Below are 16,978 nucleotides of genomic sequence, written 5' to 3' on the forward strand. Positions count from 1 at the left end.
ACAGTTCGACCAGCACCAGCAGCACCGGTACGACGAGACGAGCACCTGACCTCACCCCTACAACGTAGGGGACCGACCACCAACATGCCCGTTCGAGCCCGGACCCGGCGGTCGCCCCGTGATACTGAGAGGACCTCGGTCGCGCTCAGCCTGTGCGCGCATCCATTTCGTGGTGTGAAAGTGATGGTGCGATGCCGTACATGCCGGTCACCTCGTCGATGTTCCTCCTCGCCGAGACGCGGGAGCAGCCCATGCACGTGGGCGGACTCCAACTGTTCGTACCGCGCGAGGGCCAGTCGTCGAGCGAACTCGCCGAAGAGATCATCGAAGCGTTCTGCGGCTGCACCGAAGTCCATCCGACCTTCCGCAAACGGCCGGCAGTACCGGTGACCCTGCTGGGCAACGTGGCGTGGTCCTTCGACGACGAGATCGACTTCGACTACCACGTCCGGCGGACCGTGCTCCCCCGCCCCGGCCGCGTCCGCGAGCTGCTGCGATACGTCTCCCTCAACCACGGGGCCCTGATGGACCGGTTCCGACCGATGTGGGAGATCCACGTCATCGAGGGTCTCGACGACGGCCGGGTGGCGCTCTACAGCAAGATCCACCACTCCGTCGTCGACGGCGTCTCCGCGTTGCGCCTGCTCCAGCGGACCTTGTCCGACGACCCCGACGACCGGTCGGGTACCGCACCGTGGGACCCGGCGCTGGTCGAGCGTCGACCCCCGCGCCCCTCGCCGAGTCTGCGCAGCCGGGTGTCCAGCCTGGCGAACGTGGCCGGCCAGGTCGCAGGCCTCGGGCCCGCGGCCGCGAAGGTCGCGGTGGCCGGCCTCCGCGACCCGGAGTTCGTCGCCCCACTGGGACGGGCCCCGCGCACGATTCTCGACGTCGCGATCGGGAGCGCCCGCCGATTCGCCTCGCAGCAGTGGGAGATCGACCGTCTTCGGGCAGTGGCCGATGCCCGGAACATCACCCTCAACGACGTGATCGTCGCGATGTGTTCAGGAGCCCTGCGGTCGTACCTCATCGACCAGGACGCCCTGCCCGACGCCCCGCTCATCGCGGCGGTGCCGGTGTCGATGCACACCGACGGCGATGACGACGGCAACGCGGTGACCGCCATCCTGGTGAGTCTCGCGACCGATGAGCCGGATCCCGAACGCCGCCTGGACAAACTCGTCGAGTCGGCGCGCCATAGCAAGTCGGTGGTCCGGGGCCTTCGTCCGCTGCAGGCCCTCGCGCTGGGCGCGGCGAATTTCGCGCCGCTCGCCTTCGCGACCGTGCCCGGCTTCGTCCAGTACGTCCCCCCTCAGTTCAACATCATCATCAGCAACGTCCCCGGGCCGTCGAAGCACCTGTACTGGAACGGCGCCCGCCTCGACGGCGTGTACCCGGTCTCCATCCCGACGCAGGGCCTCGCGCTCAACATCACCGTGACCAGCACTGCCGAGCACATCAACTTCGGGCTGATCGGCGCCCGGGCCCAGCTCCCGAGCCTGCAACGCCTGCTCACGCACCTCGACACGGCGCTGGAAGAACTCGAGAAGGTCGCACGAACCCGGTGACGTCTCCGGCACCCGTGGCCCGGACGTGGCCTCGGACACCCTGACTCGACAGTAAGTTACTCGCGAGTATCATCTGATATGAGGTAGACCAGCGTAATTAGGCCAGCCTTGGCAGCGCGCCGGTGGCGCAACGAATTACGGTTACCTGTAGTACACCGCCCCGTGGTACCCAGCCTCGCGTTCCGCGACCGGGGGCGGACGACCTAGACGAAAGGCCGGTACGCGCCCGTGACTACCACGACGATTGCCATCGGCACGACAGCCGCGGTGATCAGCCTCCTCTGCTGGTACCTGTTCCTCGGTGGCGTGGTGCGGATCTTCCGCACCATCAAGCTCGGGCACAAGGTCGACAGCTCCCGCTTCTGGCCCATCCTCCCGCGCTTCCTGACGATGATGAAGGAATTCATCGTCCACACGCGCATGGTGAAGTTCCGCACCGTCGGCTGGGCGCACTGGCTCGTGATGGTCGGCTTCCTCGGCGGGTTCCTGCTGTGGTTCGAGGCCTACGGACAGTCCATCAACCCGGAGTTCCACTGGCCCGTCTTCGGTGACACCTTCGCGTGGCACCTCTGGGACGAGCTCCTCGGCATCGCCACCGTCGTCGGCATCATCGTGCTGATCGTGATCCGCCAGCTCAACCACCCGCGCGTCCCCGAGCGGTTGTCGCGCTTCGGCGGTTCGCGCTTCGGACCGGCCTACTTCGTCGAGGTCATCGTGTTGCTCGAGGGCCTGGGCATGATCCTGGTCAAGGCGTCGAAGATCGCAACCTACGGCCACGCCAACGCCTACTCCGACTTCTTCACCATGCAGGTCGCGAAGATCCTCCCGGCCTCGCCGACGCTGGTGTCGATCTTCGCCGTGATCAAGCTGATGAGCGGCATGGTCTGGCTGGCGATGGTCGGCATGAACATCAGCTGGGGCGTTGCCTGGCACCGTTTCTCGGCCTTCTTCAACATCTACTTCAAGCGCGAGCAGGACGGCGGCGTCGCCCTCGGTGCCGCGAAGCCGATGATGAGCCAGGGCAAGGTCCTCGACATGGAGACCGCCGATCCCGATGTCGATGCGTTCGGCGCCGGCAAGATCGAGGACTTCTCCTGGAAGGGCTGGCTCGACTTCACCACGTGTACCGAGTGTGGTCGCTGCCAGTCGCAGTGTCCCGCGTGGAACACCGGCAAGCCGCTGAGCCCGAAGCTGCTCATCATGTCGCTGCGCGACCACGGCAACGCCAAGGCCCCGTACCTGCTCGCCGGTGGCCGCAAGGACATGGGCGGCGACGAGGTAGGCCTCGTCGACGCCGACGGCAACGTCCTCGAGGGCAAGCTCAACGCGATCCCGGAATCGGCGCGTGCCGAGGCGGCCCGCAAGCTCGTCGGCGAGTCCAAGGGCGATCTCGGCGGCGGTCAGGTCGTCGAAGCCGTGGAGGGTGAGTTCGATCCCGAGGCGCTCGGTGCCGTCATCGACACCGAGACCCTGTGGAGCTGCACCACCTGCGGTGCCTGCGTCGAGCAGTGCCCGGTCGACATCGAGCACGTCGACCACATCCTCGACATGCGCCGCTACCAGGTCCTGATCGAGTCGGACTTCCCGACCGAGCTGGCCGGCATGTTCAAGAACCTCGAGAACAAGGGCAACCCGTGGGGCCAGAACGCCTCCGCGCGCACCGCCTGGATCGACGAGATGGACATCGAGATCCCGGTCTTCGGCAAGGACGTCGAGTCGTTCGAGGGCTTCGAGTATCTGTTCTGGGTCGGCTGTGCCGGTGCCTACGAGGACCGCGCGAAGAAGACCACCAAAGCCGTCGCCGAGCTCCTCGACATGGCCGCGGTGAACTTCATGGTCCTCGGCGAGGGCGAGACCTGTACCGGTGACTCCGCACGACGTGCCGGCAACGAGTTCCTCTTCCAGATGCTCGCGCAGCAGAACATCGAGATGCTCGGCGAGGTCTTCGCGACCGCGCCCGAGCAGCGCAAGAAGGTCGTCGTCACCTGTGCGCACTGCTTCAACGCACTGGGCAACGAGTACCCGCAGCTGGGCGCGAAGTACGAGGTCGTCCACCACACGCAGCTGCTGAATCGTCTCGTGCGCGAGAAGCGACTCGTTCCGGTCGCACCGCTCGGCGAGGGTGTCACCTACCACGACCCGTGCTACCTGGGCCGCCACAACAAGGTCTACGACGCCCCGCGTGAGTTGATGGGTGCGGCCGGTTCGACGCTCACCGAGATGCCGCGCCACGGCGAACGGTCCATGTGCTGTGGTGCCGGCGGTGCCCGCATGTGGATGGAAGAGCAGATCGGCAAGCGGATCAACATCGACCGGGTCGACGAGGCGCTGGACACCCTCGGCGACACCACCGGCGATCAGGTCAAGAAGGTCGCGACCGGCTGTCCGTTCTGCCGCGTCATGCTCACCGACGGTGTGACCGCCCGGACGAGCGGTACCGAGTCCGAGGGCAAGGTCGAGGTCGTCGACGTCGCGCAGTTGTTGCTCGAGTCGGTGAAGCGCGACCGGACCGAGGTCAAGCTCGGCGGCCGGTTCCTCGGACCGCGTCCCACCCTCGCCGAGCCGGAGCCGGAACCCGAGCCCGAGAAGGTGCCCGCGGCGGCGACTGCGTCGGCCGCGACCACCGAGGCCGCGCCGAAGCCGAAGGTCGGCCTGGGCATGAAGGGCGGCAAGAAGCCGGGCGCGGCGGCCAAGACCGCGGCACCGGAAGCACCCGCCGAGAAGGCACCCGCCGAGAAGAAGCCGGCATCGAAGGGCTTCGGCATGAAGGGCGGCAAGAAGCCCGGTGCCGCAGCGGCGTCGGCCGCCCCGGACCCGGCAGCCGCCGAGACCGCAGCCGAGGCACCCGCCGAGAAGAAGCCGGCAGCCAAGGGCTTCGGCATGAAGGGCGGCGCCAAGCGTCCCGGTGCCGCGAGCAAGCCCGCCGGTGGTACCGCCGAGCCGGTGCCGGCCGAGACCGAGTCCTCCGAGGCGGTCAAGGAGGAGGTCGCCGAGGCCACCACCGAGACGCCGCAGGCCGAGAAGAAGCCCGCATCCAAGGGCTTCGGCATGGGCAAGGCCAAGCGCCCGGGTCAGAAGACCACCAACGCGGCGGCCCCCGCCGCCGGGGTGACCGCGCCCGCCGAGAGCAAGGTCGACGAGAGCGAATCGGCCCCGGACGCCGCCCCGACCGTGGACACGGAATCGGCCTCGGCGACAGCGGGAACGACGACAGCGGAGTCGGCTACCGCGGGATCGGCGACGGAATCACCCGTTGCTGCGGCAACGGAAGAGAAGCCCGGCAAGGCCAAGGGCTTCGGGATGTCCGCGGGCAAGAAGCGGCCCGGCGGTATCGGCAAGGCCGCGGCCAAGCCGGCCGCGGCACCTGCCGAGGCTGCGGACGCCCCCGCCCCCGCTCCCGAGACGGACGTCGCACCTGCCGAGACCGCCGAGGCACCCGCTGCCGAGGCTCCGGCTGCTGAGACTCCAGCCGCCGAGGCGCCGCAGGGCGGCTCGGCCGCCGTGCTGACCGAGGAGAAGCCGGCCAAGGCCAAGGGCTTCGGCATGGCCGCGGGCAAGAAGCGACCGGGCGGCGCGAGCAAGGCCGCACCGGCAGCTGCTCCGACTCCGGAATCGGCTGAGCCAGAACCCGAGGCCCCGCAGGCCGAGGAGGCACCAGCCGAGGCCGCAGCGACCGAAGCGGCTGTGAACGAGGCCCCGGCCGCCGAGGCTCCGGTAACAGAGGCCGACGACGCGGAGACGGCCGAGGTCGAGAGCCCGGGCGACGCAGACGACGCCGACACAGAGGCGGCGCCTGCGGCGTCGAGCAACGGTTCGTCCGCTGCTCGCACGGTCGCCGAGACCGGGGCGTCGAAGGCCAAGGGCTTCGGCATCGCGGCCGGCAAGAAGCGGCCCGGCCACAAGTAGAACTCTCAGCAAGGCAGACAGATGTCGTCTTTCGTGGCGCCCATCGCCACGAAAGACGACATCTCTCGTTTCGGGTGACCTCAGCTTCGGCACGCGCCAGAAACGCATTTGCCACCGGCTGCGACAATGTACCCGTGAGTAGGCCCCATGTTTCGCACCTCAACCAGAACCTCAAGCCGCTCGAGCAGTCGCTCAAGCTGCAGAACGTGTGCTACGAGATCCGCGGTCCCGTCCACGCGCACGCGCAGCGGCTCGAGGCGGAGGGCCATCGAATCCTCAAGCTGAACATCGGCAACCCGGCGCTGTTCGGTTTCGAGGCCCCCGACGTGATCATGCGCGACATGATCCACGCCCTCCCCTACGCGCAGGGCTACTCCGAGTCGGCCGGTGTCCTGTCCGCGCGTCGTGCCGTGGTGACCCGCTACGAGCTCATCCCCGACTTCCCGTACTTCGACGTCGACGACGTCATCCTGGGCAACGGCGTCTCCGAGCTCATCACGATGACGATGCAGGCCCTCCTGAACGACGGCGACGAGGTCCTGATCCCGGCGCCCGACTACCCGCTGTGGACCGCGATGACCTCGCTGTCCGGCGGGCAGCCCGTGCACTACCGCTGCGACGAGGAGAACGGGTGGAACCCCGACGTTGCCGACATCGCCGCGAAGATCACCGACCGCACCAAGGCGATCGTCATCATCAACCCGAACAATCCGACCGGCGCGGTCTACTCACGGGAGGTCCTCGAGCAGCTCGTCGAACTCGCCCGTGAGCATTCGCTGCTGATCCTCGCCGACGAGATCTACGACAAGATCATCTACGACGACGCCGAGCACGTGAACGTGGCATCGCTGGCGCCGGATCTGTTGTGCCTCACCTTCAACGGTCTGTCGAAGGCGTACCGCGTCTGCGGCTACCGAGCCGGATGGGTCGTGATGACCGGGCCGAAGGACCACGCGCGCGGGTTCATCGAGGGCATGGGCATCCTGGCGTCGACGCGCCTGTGCGCCAACGTGCCGGGCCAGCACGCGATCCAGGTGGCCCTCGGCGGTTACCAGTCCATCGAGGCCCTCGTCTCCCCCGGTGGCCGGTTGTACGAACAGCGGAACGTGACCTGGGAGAAGCTGAACGAGATCCCCGGGGTCAGCTGCGTCAAGCCCAAGGGCGCGCTGTACGCCTTCCCCCGCCTCGATCCCGAGATCTACGAGATCCACAACGACGAACTGTTCGTCCAGGACCTGCTGCTGCAGGAGAAGATCCTGGTGGTGCAGGGCACCGGGTTCAACCTCGACGACCACAACCACTTCCGCATCGTCACGCTGCCGTGGTCGCGCGATCTGAAAGAGGCTGTCGAGCGTATCGGAAACTTCCTGTCGTCGTATCGACAGTGATCCCGCGGAGTTCCGCGAGAAGTCCCTGGTGAGGGCCCGGTCATCCGACCGGGCCCTCACTGCTTTTCCGGGGTCTGGACATTTGTGTAACCGTTGGTAACGTGTACCTCCATCGGCGGGGCACACACAACGAGGTGACAGATGGCTCAACAGGCGATTCGACGACCCGAGTGGCGTCCGGGGACCGTCAGCAACAACGGGATCCGGCTGGCCACCTACGAGCTGGGCGATCCGTCGAAACCGACGGTGCTGCTGGTGCACGGCTGGCCGGACACCCACCACCTGTGGACCCACATCGCGCCGCGGCTGGCGGAGCAGTATCACGTGGTCGCCTATGACTGCCGCGGCTTCGGCGAGAGCGACCGCCCCCGGCAGGTCGCCGCCTACCGCCTCGACGAGCTCGCCGACGACCTGTACGCGGTCGCGGAGTCGGTGAGTCCCGACGACGCCGTACACGTGGTGGCACACGACTGGGGATCGGTGCAGACATGGGAGGCCGTCAGCCGCCCGCGCGCCAACGCCCGCATCGCCTCATTCGTCTCGGTGTCCGGCCCCAACCTCGACCACCTCGGTCAGTTCGTCCGCGATCAGGTCGCCAGCCCCACCCCTCGACACCTGCGCAATGTGCTCGCGCAGTCGATGTCGTCGGCTTACACAGGGCTGTTCCAGCTTCCGGTGCTCCCCAACGTGTTGTTGCGCGCGATGGGCAATCCGGCGGTGTGGAAACAGTTCCTGCGCGCGGTCGAGGGCACGCCACCGGAGAACGTCGACGTCGCCGACTCGTTGCGCCGCGACATGGTGAGCGGCCTCGCCCTGTACCGCGCGAACATCCGCGCCAAACTCCTGCGCCCCGATCCGCGGACCACCACGGTGCCGGTGCTCCAGGTGGTCAACGAACGCGACATCGCGCTGCGGCCGGCCATCTACGACATCACGCCGACGTACGTCGCGAAACTCTGGCGCCGCGACACCCCGACCGGACATTGGCTGCCCTACACCAACCCCGACTATCTGACCGATCTCGTCCTGGATTTCCTTGCGGTGCAGACCAACAGTGGGGCCCCGGCCCCGGTCATCGAGCGGGCCCGGCTTTTCACCGAACCGAAACCTCTGGCGGGCAAACTCGTCGTGATCACCGGTGCGGGCAGCGGCATCGGACGCGAGACGGCCCTGGCACTGGCCGAACGCGGGTGCGAGCTCGTCCTGGCCGACCTCGACCTCGCGTCCGCCGACGAGACCGCCCGCGCCTGCAAGGCCGCGGGGTCGGCCGCGCACGCCTACCTCCTCGATGTCTCGGACACCGCCGAGTTCGCCACCTTCGCCGCTCGCGTCCGAGAGGCCCACGGCATCCCCGACATCGTGGTCAACAACGCCGGAATCGGTTTGGCCGGCGGGGTGTTGGCGGCCACCGACGAGCAGGTCGACCGGCTCCTCGACGTCAACCTGCGCGGCGTCGTCACCGGCAGCCGGGAGTTCGGCCGGCAGATGGTCGAGCGCGGGGTCGGCGGGCACATCGTCAACATCGCGTCGGCCGCGGCGTTCACGCCGTCACGCAGCCTCGGTCTGTACTCGGCGTCGAAGGCGGGCGTACTCCTCTTCTCCGAGTCGCTCCGCGCCGAGCTCGCCGAACACCGCATCGGCGTCAGCGCGATCTGTCCCGGACTCGTCGACACCAACATCGTCTCCTCGACGCCGATCGCCGGCCTCGACGCCGAGGCCGAACAGGCCCGCCGCGATCGGCTCGACCGGTTCTACCAGCGCCGGGGATTCACCCCGGACCGGGTCGCCGGTGAGATCGTCGCTGCCATCGAGCACAACAAGGCGGTGGTGCCGGTGACCGTGGAGGCGAAGGTGGGATACCGGATCTACCGCTTCGCGCCGTGGCTGTCGCGCATCGGCGCCCGTCAGAACGTCACGGGGTGAACCACATGACGCACACCGAGGATCACGCACACGACGACGCTTCGGCCGATCCCGGCCCCGTCGAACTGCACGCCCGGAACGTGGCATTCGACTGGGATGACGTCCCGCTGCATTGGATTCCCGGCCATCCGGTCGCGTCGAACTTCATCAGTGTGCTCAATCTCCTCCTGCCCGAGGGCGAACGATGGTTCGTGCAGACCTACAACGAGGCCCTGCCGCTGGTCGACGACGAGGAACTCGCCTCTCGCATGCGAGGATTCATCGGCCAGGAGGCGATGCACGCCGAGGCCCACGATCACGTCCTGTGGGAGTTCCTCGATCACCACGGCATCGACCCGCGGCCCTACCAGCTGCAGATGGAGTGGATCTTCCGCAAGGTGCTCGGCCCGCTGGAGGGTGGCACCCAGGCGGCCCGCGACAAACACCTCGTCGAACGCCTCTGGCTCATCGCGGCTTTGGAGCACTACACCGCCATCCTCGGCGACTTCGCGTTGAACAACACCTGGACCCGGGTCGGGGCGCACCCCACGATGACCGACCTGTTCATGTGGCATGGCGCCGAGGAGGTGGAGCACCGCGCGGTGGCACACGATGTCGCCGCGTACTTCGGCGACGGATATCTGCGTCGCGGCCGGGCGATGTTCGTGGTGCTGCCGATCCTGTTGATCCTCATCCAGCGGGGTTACCGATTCATCATGGGCCAGGACAGGTCGTTGTCGTACAACTACTTCCAGAAGACCTGGCATTACCACCGCGGGGTGCGGGCCGGCGTGCTCCCGAAGATGCGGACGATCGTCTTCGCCACCTTCAGCTACTTCCGGCCCGGGTTCCGGCCGGAGGACATCGGCAGCACCGCACAGGCGGTCGCCTATCTCGCGAGCTCGCCGGCCGCGCGCAACGCGGCGTGAGTGCGGACGGGAGAGCAGGGTCATGAACCAACGCGCGCATCCGCATTCGACAACGCTCACGCAACCACCGCCCCACCTGCACGGCCGATGGCGGCATGACCCGCTGCTCACGTTCGGCACCATGGTGTTCCGGGCGTGGTGGCCGGTCTGGCGGCCGCTGTCACCGCTGCGCCGAGGTGCGGTGCGCGACGGGACCACCCGGGTCCGAATCGTCGGACGCGAGGTGGTCGCGCGCGACGAGAACGTCATCGCGCTCACCCTCGCCGCCGCGGACGATGGCGCGCTACCGAACTGGCACGCCGGGGCGCACATCGATCTGCTGTTGCCGTCGGGACGCATGCGGGAGTACTCGCTGTGCGGCGACACCGCGGATCGGGAGCACTACCGGATCGCGGTGCGCCGGATTCCCGACGGCGGTGGCGGTTCGGTCGAGGTCCACGACTCGTTGCGTGTCGGCGATGTCTTCTCGATCAAGGGTCCCCGCAACGCCTTTCCGTTCGCGGTCCCCGGCCACGGATCACCTGCGCGCCGAATCCGCTTCGTCGCGGCCGGCATCGGCATCACCCCGATCCTGCCGATGCTCGCCACGGCGGAGCGCTTCGGGCTGGACTGGTCGATGATCTACACCGGCCGCACCGCCGAGTCGATCCCGTTTGTCGACGAGGTGGCCGCGTTCGGCGACCGCGTCACCATCCGGACCGACGACGTCCACGGACTGCCGAGCATGGCCGAACTGGTCGGTCCCGTCGACGCCCCCGCCGACCTCGCCGTCTACTGTTGCGGCCCGGTTCCCATGCTGGAGGGGCTTCGCCGCCATCTCGCGACACGCGCCGACATCGAGCTGCACTACGAGCGGTTCAGCCCGCCACCGGTGGAGAACGGCTCCGAGTTCACGGTGACGCTGGCCTCGACCGGTCAGGAGATCCCGGTCGCCGCCGACGAATCCGCGCTCGCCGCGATCCGCCGGGTGGAGCCGTCGGTACCGTACTCGTGCCGGCAGGGATTCTGCGGCACCTGCAAGGTCAGGACGCTGTCCGGCGAGGTCGACCACCGCGACAACATCCTGACCGAGCCCGAGCGCGCGGCCGGGACCATGCTGACCTGCGTATCACGCAGTCCCGGCGGGAATCTCACCCTCGACCTCTGAGGCTTCCGCCCCCTGAGCTGAGGTGTGAGGAGCGCTGGCGACAACCCGTCCGCTCCCTGAGGTGCGAGGAGCGTTAGCGACGAGCCACGAAGGGTTCCCGCTCCCCCGCAACAAGAATGCCGCCGCGACGCCCGCGACCGCCGTGACGGCGACCGCGGCCCAGACCGCGTCGTGCAACCCGACCATGAAGGCGTCCTGCACCGCGATCCGGACCGCATCACCGATCGCGCCCGGCGCCTGGTCGGCCACCCCGACCCCGGCCATCACCGATTGCTTCGCCGCGTCGACCGCCTCGGCCGGCAACCCGCTGCCCGACAGCCGGTCTCCGACCCCGGCGACATACGCCGATGTCAGGATCGACCCGAGGACCGCGACACCGAGCGTCCCGCCGATCTCGCGTGTCGTGTCGTTGACCGCACTGCCCGCACCGGCCTGTTCCGGACGCAGCGCGTCCATGATGAGCTGGGTGCACGGACCGGAGATGAAGGCGAGACCCGCCGCCATCAGCGACATCGCCCAGATGACGAGTTCCCAGTACCCGGAGTCCCGCGCGGAGAGCTCGACGAGCGCGAACCCGCCGGACATCAGGAAGGCCCCGGTCACCGAGACCACCCGGGGCCCGAAACGGTGCGACAGTGCCATCGCAACCGGCGACAGCGCTGCCATCACGATCGCGAACGGGAGGGTACGGACACCGGCCGCCAGCGGACCGTATCCCTTCACCGCCTGGAAGAACTGCGTGATCAGGAAGATGAAGCCGAAGAGCGCGAAGAACGCCACGCTGATCATCCCGGCGGCGGTGGCGAAGCGCCGGTTGGCGAAGAGCCGGACGTCGAGGATGGGGTGCGCGATCCGCAGCTGTGTGGCCACGAACACCGCCAGGATGGTCACTGCGACAACGACACCCACTACCGTGCGCGCCGTGGCCCAACCGACGTGGGGCGCCTCGATCAGGGTGAAGGTCAGCAGGCCCAGGCCGGCGATCGAGAGCACGACCCCGAGCGCGTCGAACCGGGGCACCGACACCGGTCGCGTGCCGGGTACGACCGCCAGGATCATCGCGAGGGCCACCACACCGAACGGGACGTTGACCCAGAACACCGATGTCCACGAGAAGTGTTCGAGGAGCCAGCCGCCGAGAACCGGTCCGATGGCCACTGCCACTCCGGAGACCGCCGCCCAGATCCCGACAGCCATCGCGCGTTCCCGGGCATCGACGAAGATGGTCGTGATGATCGCGAGCGTGGCGGGAAAGACCAGCGCCGCGAAGACCCCGAGCCCCGCACGGCCGGCGACGAGCTGCCCGAGGTTCTGGGATGACGCCGCCAGCACCGACACCAGCATGAAACCTCCGATGCCGGTGAGGAGCACCCGACGGTGCCCGAACCGGTCACCGAGGTAGCCGCCGGTCAACAGCAGGCCGGCGAAGACGAGCGTGTAGGCGTCGACGATCCATTGCAGGCCCGAGATCCCGGCGCCGAGGTCGCGGGCGAGCGTCGGGAGGGCCACGTTGACGATCGTGTTGTCGATCATCACGAGTAGTTCGGCGAAGCTGAGGGCGCCCAGCGCCCACCAGCGAGCATGCGTGCGTTCGGTTGGCATCGATCTTCTCCTGGTCGGGTGGCGCAAGCGGTTTCGTCGATCCGTTAGAACAACGTTCCAGTATTGTAGAACAGTGTTCTATTCAAGAAGAACACCGTTCCAGTAGGTTGTCAACATGTCTCCCGCGAAGCCGCGCACGCGTACAGCAGGCGCCGACGTCCGATCCGCGCTGCTCCGGGCAGGTCGCACGATCCTCGAGCGCGATGGCACGGCCGGTCTGACGGTTCGGGCCGTGGCCGGTGAGGCGAAGGTCGCCCCGATGGGCGTCTACAACCACTTCGACGGCCGGGACGGCCTGCTGGACGCCCTGGTCACCGACGGTTACGCCGAATTCGGACGGGCGATTGCGACGAGGGATGACGATCCGGCGACTCGTCTGCGCAACGCCGGTGTGGCGTACCGGAAGTTCGCACTCGCCAATCCGGTGCTCTACGGGCTGATGTTCTCAGCGCAGTGCACGCCCGAGATCGACGTGGCCGCAAACGCATTCGAGGTCCTCGTCGACACCATCCGGTACGGCCAGGTGGCCGGGGTCATCTTGTCCGCCGACCCCGTCGAACAAGCCATGCAGACCTGGTCCGCCGTTCACGGCGCCGTGAGTCTCGAACTCGCCCATGCCTATCACCCCGACGTCGATGCATCGGCGAACTATGAGAACGTCCTCGACTTCGTGGCGCGCGCACTGGCGCCCCGGCCCGACGACTGAGACCCGGCTCGGGGACGGTCATCGGGTTCGTGCGTCAGGGCAGGACGATCGGCGGCAGACCGGGAAGCGGGATCGTCACGCCGCCTGGCGGACGCGGAGTCCGCGACCGGGGACGAGGCCGGGGCGCAGGCTCCTCCGCGGAGGGCGTCGTCGTCTCCGGCGGAGGAGGAGTCGTGTACCGGCGCGCCGGTTGCCGGGCCTCGGCATAGATTGCGGGATCGGCGAACTCGGGTTCCGGAGTGGCGGTGGTGCGTTGGGGAAGCGGCGCGGCGACGGTCGGCGACGCCTCATCGTGTCCGACGGCCAACGCCGTGGCCACCGCGACGACGGCCACCGCGCACAGCAGCGCCACCGCGGCGAGAACGCGCTTGCCTCCGCGCCGCCGTCGGCTCGCGCCGGCCGAATGCGGCCCTGCTACTGACACGTCGGAGTGCGGTGGAGCCCCGATGGCCGACCCTGTGTCCGCCGAATACCCGGCCATCGGATCGACGTTCACCTCCCCATCGCCGGACCGGACCGGCGGCGTGGGCGTGTGCGCCGGCGTCCACCGAGGCGCAGACTCACCCGACGGCGGCGGCCCGGCAACCGGATTCCTCGGCGTGCGCAGATCGTGACCGACCGGAGAGAGCTCGGAGAACTGCTGGTCGTCCCGAAGCGGCTGGGCGCGAGGGACATCCGGGGCAGCAACATACGGAGCGAGCGCCCCGAACGCCGTGGCCACCACCGGTGGCGACTGAGTGACGGACTCGAAGATGGGGGTGTCGTGCGTGTCGTGCGTATGGTCGTCGCCACTCGGAGCCATCTCGGCCATCTCGGTGGCGGCCGGGAAACCGTCATCCGACCGGGTCGGGACCGCATCCTGTTCGGCGGGCGGGGTCGCCACTTCCACGTCTGGTTCGATCACATCGCCGGACCCCGCGATCGGGTGCGGTACCTCCGGTTCCGCCGCGTGTCCGCCGTGCACCGGGGGCCGAGTGATGCTTCCCGACGGAGCGACGTCGACGACCGGCACGGGTACCGCTCGCGCGATCGCGTCCCGGAGGCCGGGCCATGCGCTCACGCGATCGGTGACCACGACCGCGGGGGCGGAGGCTCCGGACACCGCCGCGCGAGCGAGGTCCTCGGCGCGTGCGGTCAGCGGGGCTCCGGCTTCGGCGACGTCGCGGCGCGCCATGCGGAACAGCCGGATGTGGTCGCGGCCCATCAGGAAGGTGCCGTCGGACTCGCGGAGCCGCTCGCGGCCGCGGGTGACGAGGTCGAGGACCTCCTCGTGCCATTCGCGCGAGGTCGGTGCCGCCACCCGCCCGACCCGAACGAGATGGTCGGCGATCACCTCATCCAGGACGGCGAGGGTGAGACCGGAATCGGAGTAGGAGTCCGCGACGGTCCCTCGAGCCGGGTCCAGGCGTCCCACCGAGACGCCCGCCCGCGGATCGAGATCGAACAGCACGACCTCGGCATTCTGCGCGATCCCCCGCTCAGCGAGTTCGGCGCGCACGGCGTCGACGACGGCAGCACTGACCGTGACCTCTGCCTGCGCAGACGTCGGTGTCACGGCCGGATCGGCCACCGTGTCGGTCATCTGGTTGATTCCTGCACCTCACGTGCACCTCGCCTCATGTCCCCCACCGGCGAGTAGGTGCCCCCTGGACAGTCGCGAGCTCAACCTAGCACGACTCAGCGGACGGTGGCCCCCGGCGCATATCCGTTCACCTGCTCGGACGGGTGGTTTCGCGGCGCAGGGCGGGTGGGAGCGGGGCCGCCCAGGGCGCGGTAGTCCCAACCCGCGTCGCGCCACATCTGCGGGTCGAGGCAGCGCCGGCCGTCGACGATGCGTTTGGCGCGGACGACGCCCTCGAGTTCTTCGGGCGCCATGTGCACGAACTCGGCCCACTCGGTGGCGATGACGACGACGTCGGCCCGGTCGCACGCGTCGCGCGCCGAGGTGGCGTAGCCGAGGCTCGGGTGGACGCGTCGTGAGTTGTCCATGGCCTTCGGGTCGAAGACGGTCACGGACGCCCCTTCGAGCGCCAGCCTGCTGGCCACCGTCAGCGCGGGTGAGTCACGGACGTCGTCGCTCTCCGGTTTGAAGGCGGCGCCCAGGACGGCGACGTTGCGCCCGAGGACCTCGCCGCCGAGGGCCTCGAAGACCAGTTCCACCGCCGCACCCCGGCGACGCATGTTGATGGCGTCGACCTCCCGCAGGAAGCCGACGGCCCGCGGGGCGCCCATGTCGTCGGCGCGCGCGGTCAGGGCGCGGATGTCCTTGGGCAGGCAACCGCCGCCGAAACCGAGACCGGCGTTGAGGAATCGGCGTCCGATCCGCGGGTCGTGCCCGATCGCGTCGGCGAGGGTGTTGATGTCGGCGCCGGCGATCTCGCACAGTTCACTGATCGCGTTGATGAACGATATCTTGGTGGCCAGAAAGGCGTTCGCCGAGACCTTCACGAGTTCCGCGGTGGCCCAGTCGGTCTCGATCAACGGCACGCCGGTCTCGAGGATCTCGCGGTAGATCTCGCGGGTGACCTCCCCGGCCGACGACCCGGCGTCGGGGTCGTCGGCGGCCGTGTTGAGGCCGCTCGGGTCGAGCGAACCGGTACCGAGGACGAGCCGATCCGGCCGGAGCGTGTCCTCGACGGCGAATCCCTCGCGCAGGAACTCCGGACTCCACGACAGTTCGACATCCGCCCCGGCGTGCGACAGTACCGAGATCCGTTGTGCGAGTTCGGCGCAGGTGCCGACCGGTACGGTCGACTTGCCGATGATGAGGTGGGCGCCCCGCAGCGTCGGCACGAGCGCGTCGATTGCCGAGTACACGTGCGAGAGGTCGGCCCGGTGCCCGCGGGGTTCCTGCGGGGTCCCGACGCCGAGGAAGTGCACCGAGGCGTGGTCGGCGGCCGCGAGATGGTCGGTCGTGAAGCGGAGTCGTCCGGCGTCGATGTTGCGGCGCAGGATGTCGGCGAGCCCCGGCTCGAAGAACGGGACCTCGCCGGCCTGCAGGCGTTCGATCTTGTACGGATCGACGTCGATGCCGACGACGTCGTGCCCGAGTTCGGCCATGCAGGCCGCGTGAGTGGCACCGAGGTAGCCGCATCCGATCACCGTGAGCTTCATGAGGGCAACGGTTACCCAGGCGGAACCACCGGTAACCATCCTCGTCGTGGCGGGTTGTCATCGGCTGGGTGAACTTCCGGAGCCGCGCCCACCCGGTCCGTCCACCCGCCGGTTGAGCCGAGTCGAACCCCTCAGTCGTGCTTCTGGAAGTTCAGGTACGCCTTCGACGGGGTGGGGCCACGTTGTCCCTGATACTTCGATCCGACCGACGCGCTGCCGTACGGCTCCTCGGCCGGGCTGCTGAGGCGGATGAGGCACAGCTGCCCGATCTTCATGCCGGGCCAGAGGGTGATCGGCAGATTCGCGACGTTCGACAGCTCGAGGGTGATGTGGCCGGAGAAGCCGGGGTCGATGAAGCCCGCCGTCGAATGCGTGAGGAGGCCGAGCCGGCCGAGTGACGACTTGCCTTCGAGCCGGCCGGCGAGGTCGTCGGGCAGCGAGCACACCTCGAGGGTGGACCCCAGCACGAATTCGCCCGGGTGCAGCACGAAGGGCTCGCCGTCGGCGGGTTCGACCAGCGAGGTGAGTTCGTCTTGGCGTTGTGCGGGGTCGATGTGGGTGTAGCGGGTGTTGTTGAACACCCGGAACAGGCCGTCGAGCCGGACGTCGACGCTGGAGGGCTGGACGAGGGCGGGATCGAACGGATCGATGGCGAGGCGCCCGTCAGCGATCTCGGCGCGGATGTCGCGGTCGGAGAGCAGCACGGTGTCGAGGTTATC

Annotated in this window: 11 protein-coding genes; 7 read left to right on the plus strand and 4 right to left on the minus strand. The window is 68.6% G+C overall.

All coding sequences use genetic code 11. The annotated features are described in order from the left end of the window. Window positions 1-191: 191 nt before the first annotated feature. The 6 genes from GR168_RS20415 (at window position 192) to GR168_RS20440 (ending at window position 10,837) form a co-directional block, all read left to right on the plus strand. On the plus strand, window positions 192-1,565 hold the full coding sequence (locus GR168_RS20415; protein WP_159371547.1) for a wax ester/triacylglycerol synthase family O-acyltransferase: 1,374 nt from the start codon (window positions 192-194) through the stop codon (window positions 1,563-1,565). A 228-nt stretch (window positions 1,566-1,793) separates the two neighbouring features. After that, window positions 1,794-5,471, plus strand: a complete 3,678-nt coding sequence (locus GR168_RS20420) for a (Fe-S)-binding protein (protein ID WP_159371548.1) — start codon at window positions 1,794-1,796, stop codon at window positions 5,469-5,471. A gap of 134 nt (window positions 5,472-5,605) precedes the next feature. Next, on the plus strand, window positions 5,606-6,859 hold the full coding sequence (locus GR168_RS20425) for a pyridoxal phosphate-dependent aminotransferase (protein WP_058249640.1): 1,254 nt from the start codon (window positions 5,606-5,608) through the stop codon (window positions 6,857-6,859). A gap of 141 nt (window positions 6,860-7,000) precedes the next feature. Continuing rightward, the gene (locus tag GR168_RS20430) at window positions 7,001-8,782 is read left to right on the plus strand and encodes an SDR family oxidoreductase (RefSeq protein ID WP_058249639.1); all 1,782 of its coding nucleotides are present in this window, start codon (window positions 7,001-7,003) and stop codon (window positions 8,780-8,782) included. Window positions 8,783-8,787: 5 nt separating this feature from the next. Next, window positions 8,788-9,690: a metal-dependent hydrolase gene (locus GR168_RS20435; RefSeq protein ID WP_058249928.1), complete on the plus strand. Its 903-nt coding sequence runs from the start codon at window positions 8,788-8,790 to the stop codon at window positions 9,688-9,690. Between the two features lie 22 nt (window positions 9,691-9,712). Continuing rightward, complete coding sequence (locus GR168_RS20440) at window positions 9,713-10,837, plus strand: PDR/VanB family oxidoreductase (protein WP_159371549.1); 1,125 nt, start codon at window positions 9,713-9,715, stop codon at window positions 10,835-10,837. Here GR168_RS20440 and GR168_RS20445 read toward each other — a convergent pair. Continuing rightward, entirely contained in the window at window positions 10,799-12,439 is a 1,641-nt protein-coding gene (locus GR168_RS20445; RefSeq protein ID WP_159371550.1) for a DHA2 family efflux MFS transporter permease subunit, read from the minus strand. The genes GR168_RS20440 and GR168_RS20445 overlap by 39 nt on opposite strands. A gap of 115 nt (window positions 12,440-12,554) precedes the next feature. Here GR168_RS20445 and GR168_RS20450 point away from each other — a divergent pair, with 115 nt between their 5' ends. Beyond that, window positions 12,555-13,145 carry a TetR/AcrR family transcriptional regulator gene (locus GR168_RS20450; protein WP_159371551.1) on the plus strand — a complete coding sequence of 197 codons (591 nt, stop codon included), beginning with the start codon at window positions 12,555-12,557 and terminating at the stop codon, window positions 13,143-13,145. Between the two features lie 34 nt (window positions 13,146-13,179). Here the strand turns inward: GR168_RS20450 and GR168_RS20455 are convergent, their stop codons facing one another. The 3 genes from GR168_RS20455 to dcd form a co-directional block, all read right to left on the minus strand. Next, complete coding sequence (locus GR168_RS20455) at window positions 13,180-14,727, minus strand: hypothetical protein (RefSeq protein ID WP_159371552.1); 1,548 nt, start codon at window positions 14,725-14,727, stop codon at window positions 13,180-13,182. 95 nt (window positions 14,728-14,822) lie between these two features. After that, window positions 14,823-16,259, minus strand: a complete 1,437-nt coding sequence (locus tag GR168_RS20460) for a UDP-glucose/GDP-mannose dehydrogenase family protein (RefSeq protein WP_065631630.1) — start codon at window positions 16,257-16,259, stop codon at window positions 14,823-14,825. Window positions 16,260-16,390: 131 nt separating this feature from the next. After that, the gene (gene dcd, locus GR168_RS20465; RefSeq protein WP_058249633.1) at window positions 16,391-16,963 is read right to left on the minus strand and encodes a dCTP deaminase; all 573 of its coding nucleotides are present in this window, start codon (window positions 16,961-16,963) and stop codon (window positions 16,391-16,393) included. Between the last annotated feature and the right edge of the window lie 15 nt (window positions 16,964-16,978).

Origin of the sequence: Gordonia sp. JH63, assembly GCF_009856645.1 — a bacterium.
GTDB lineage: Bacteria > Actinomycetota > Actinomycetes > Mycobacteriales > Mycobacteriaceae > Gordonia > Gordonia hongkongensis.

Excerpts from the sequence above, each read along its gene's own strand:
- GR168_RS20430 (WP_058249639.1), top strand. The coding sequence starts at position 7,001 with ATGGCTCAACAGGCGATTCGACGACCCGAGTGGCGTCCGGGGACCGTC.
- GR168_RS20435 (WP_058249928.1), top strand. The coding sequence starts at position 8,788 with ATGACGCACACCGAGGATCACGCACACGACGACGCTTCGGCCGATCCC.
- GR168_RS20460 (WP_065631630.1), bottom strand. The coding sequence starts at position 16,259 with ATGAAGCTCACGGTGATCGGATGCGGCTACCTCGGTGCCACTCACGCG.
- GR168_RS20450 (WP_159371551.1), top strand. The coding sequence starts at position 12,555 with ATGTCTCCCGCGAAGCCGCGCACGCGTACAGCAGGCGCCGACGTCCGA.
- GR168_RS20440 (WP_159371549.1), top strand. The coding sequence starts at position 9,713 with ATGAACCAACGCGCGCATCCGCATTCGACAACGCTCACGCAACCACCG.
- GR168_RS20415 (WP_159371547.1), top strand. The coding sequence starts at position 192 with ATGCCGTACATGCCGGTCACCTCGTCGATGTTCCTCCTCGCCGAGACG.
- GR168_RS20445 (WP_159371550.1), bottom strand. The coding sequence starts at position 12,439 with ATGCCAACCGAACGCACGCATGCTCGCTGGTGGGCGCTGGGCGCCCTC.
- GR168_RS20455 (WP_159371552.1), bottom strand. The coding sequence starts at position 14,727 with ATGACCGACACGGTGGCCGATCCGGCCGTGACACCGACGTCTGCGCAG.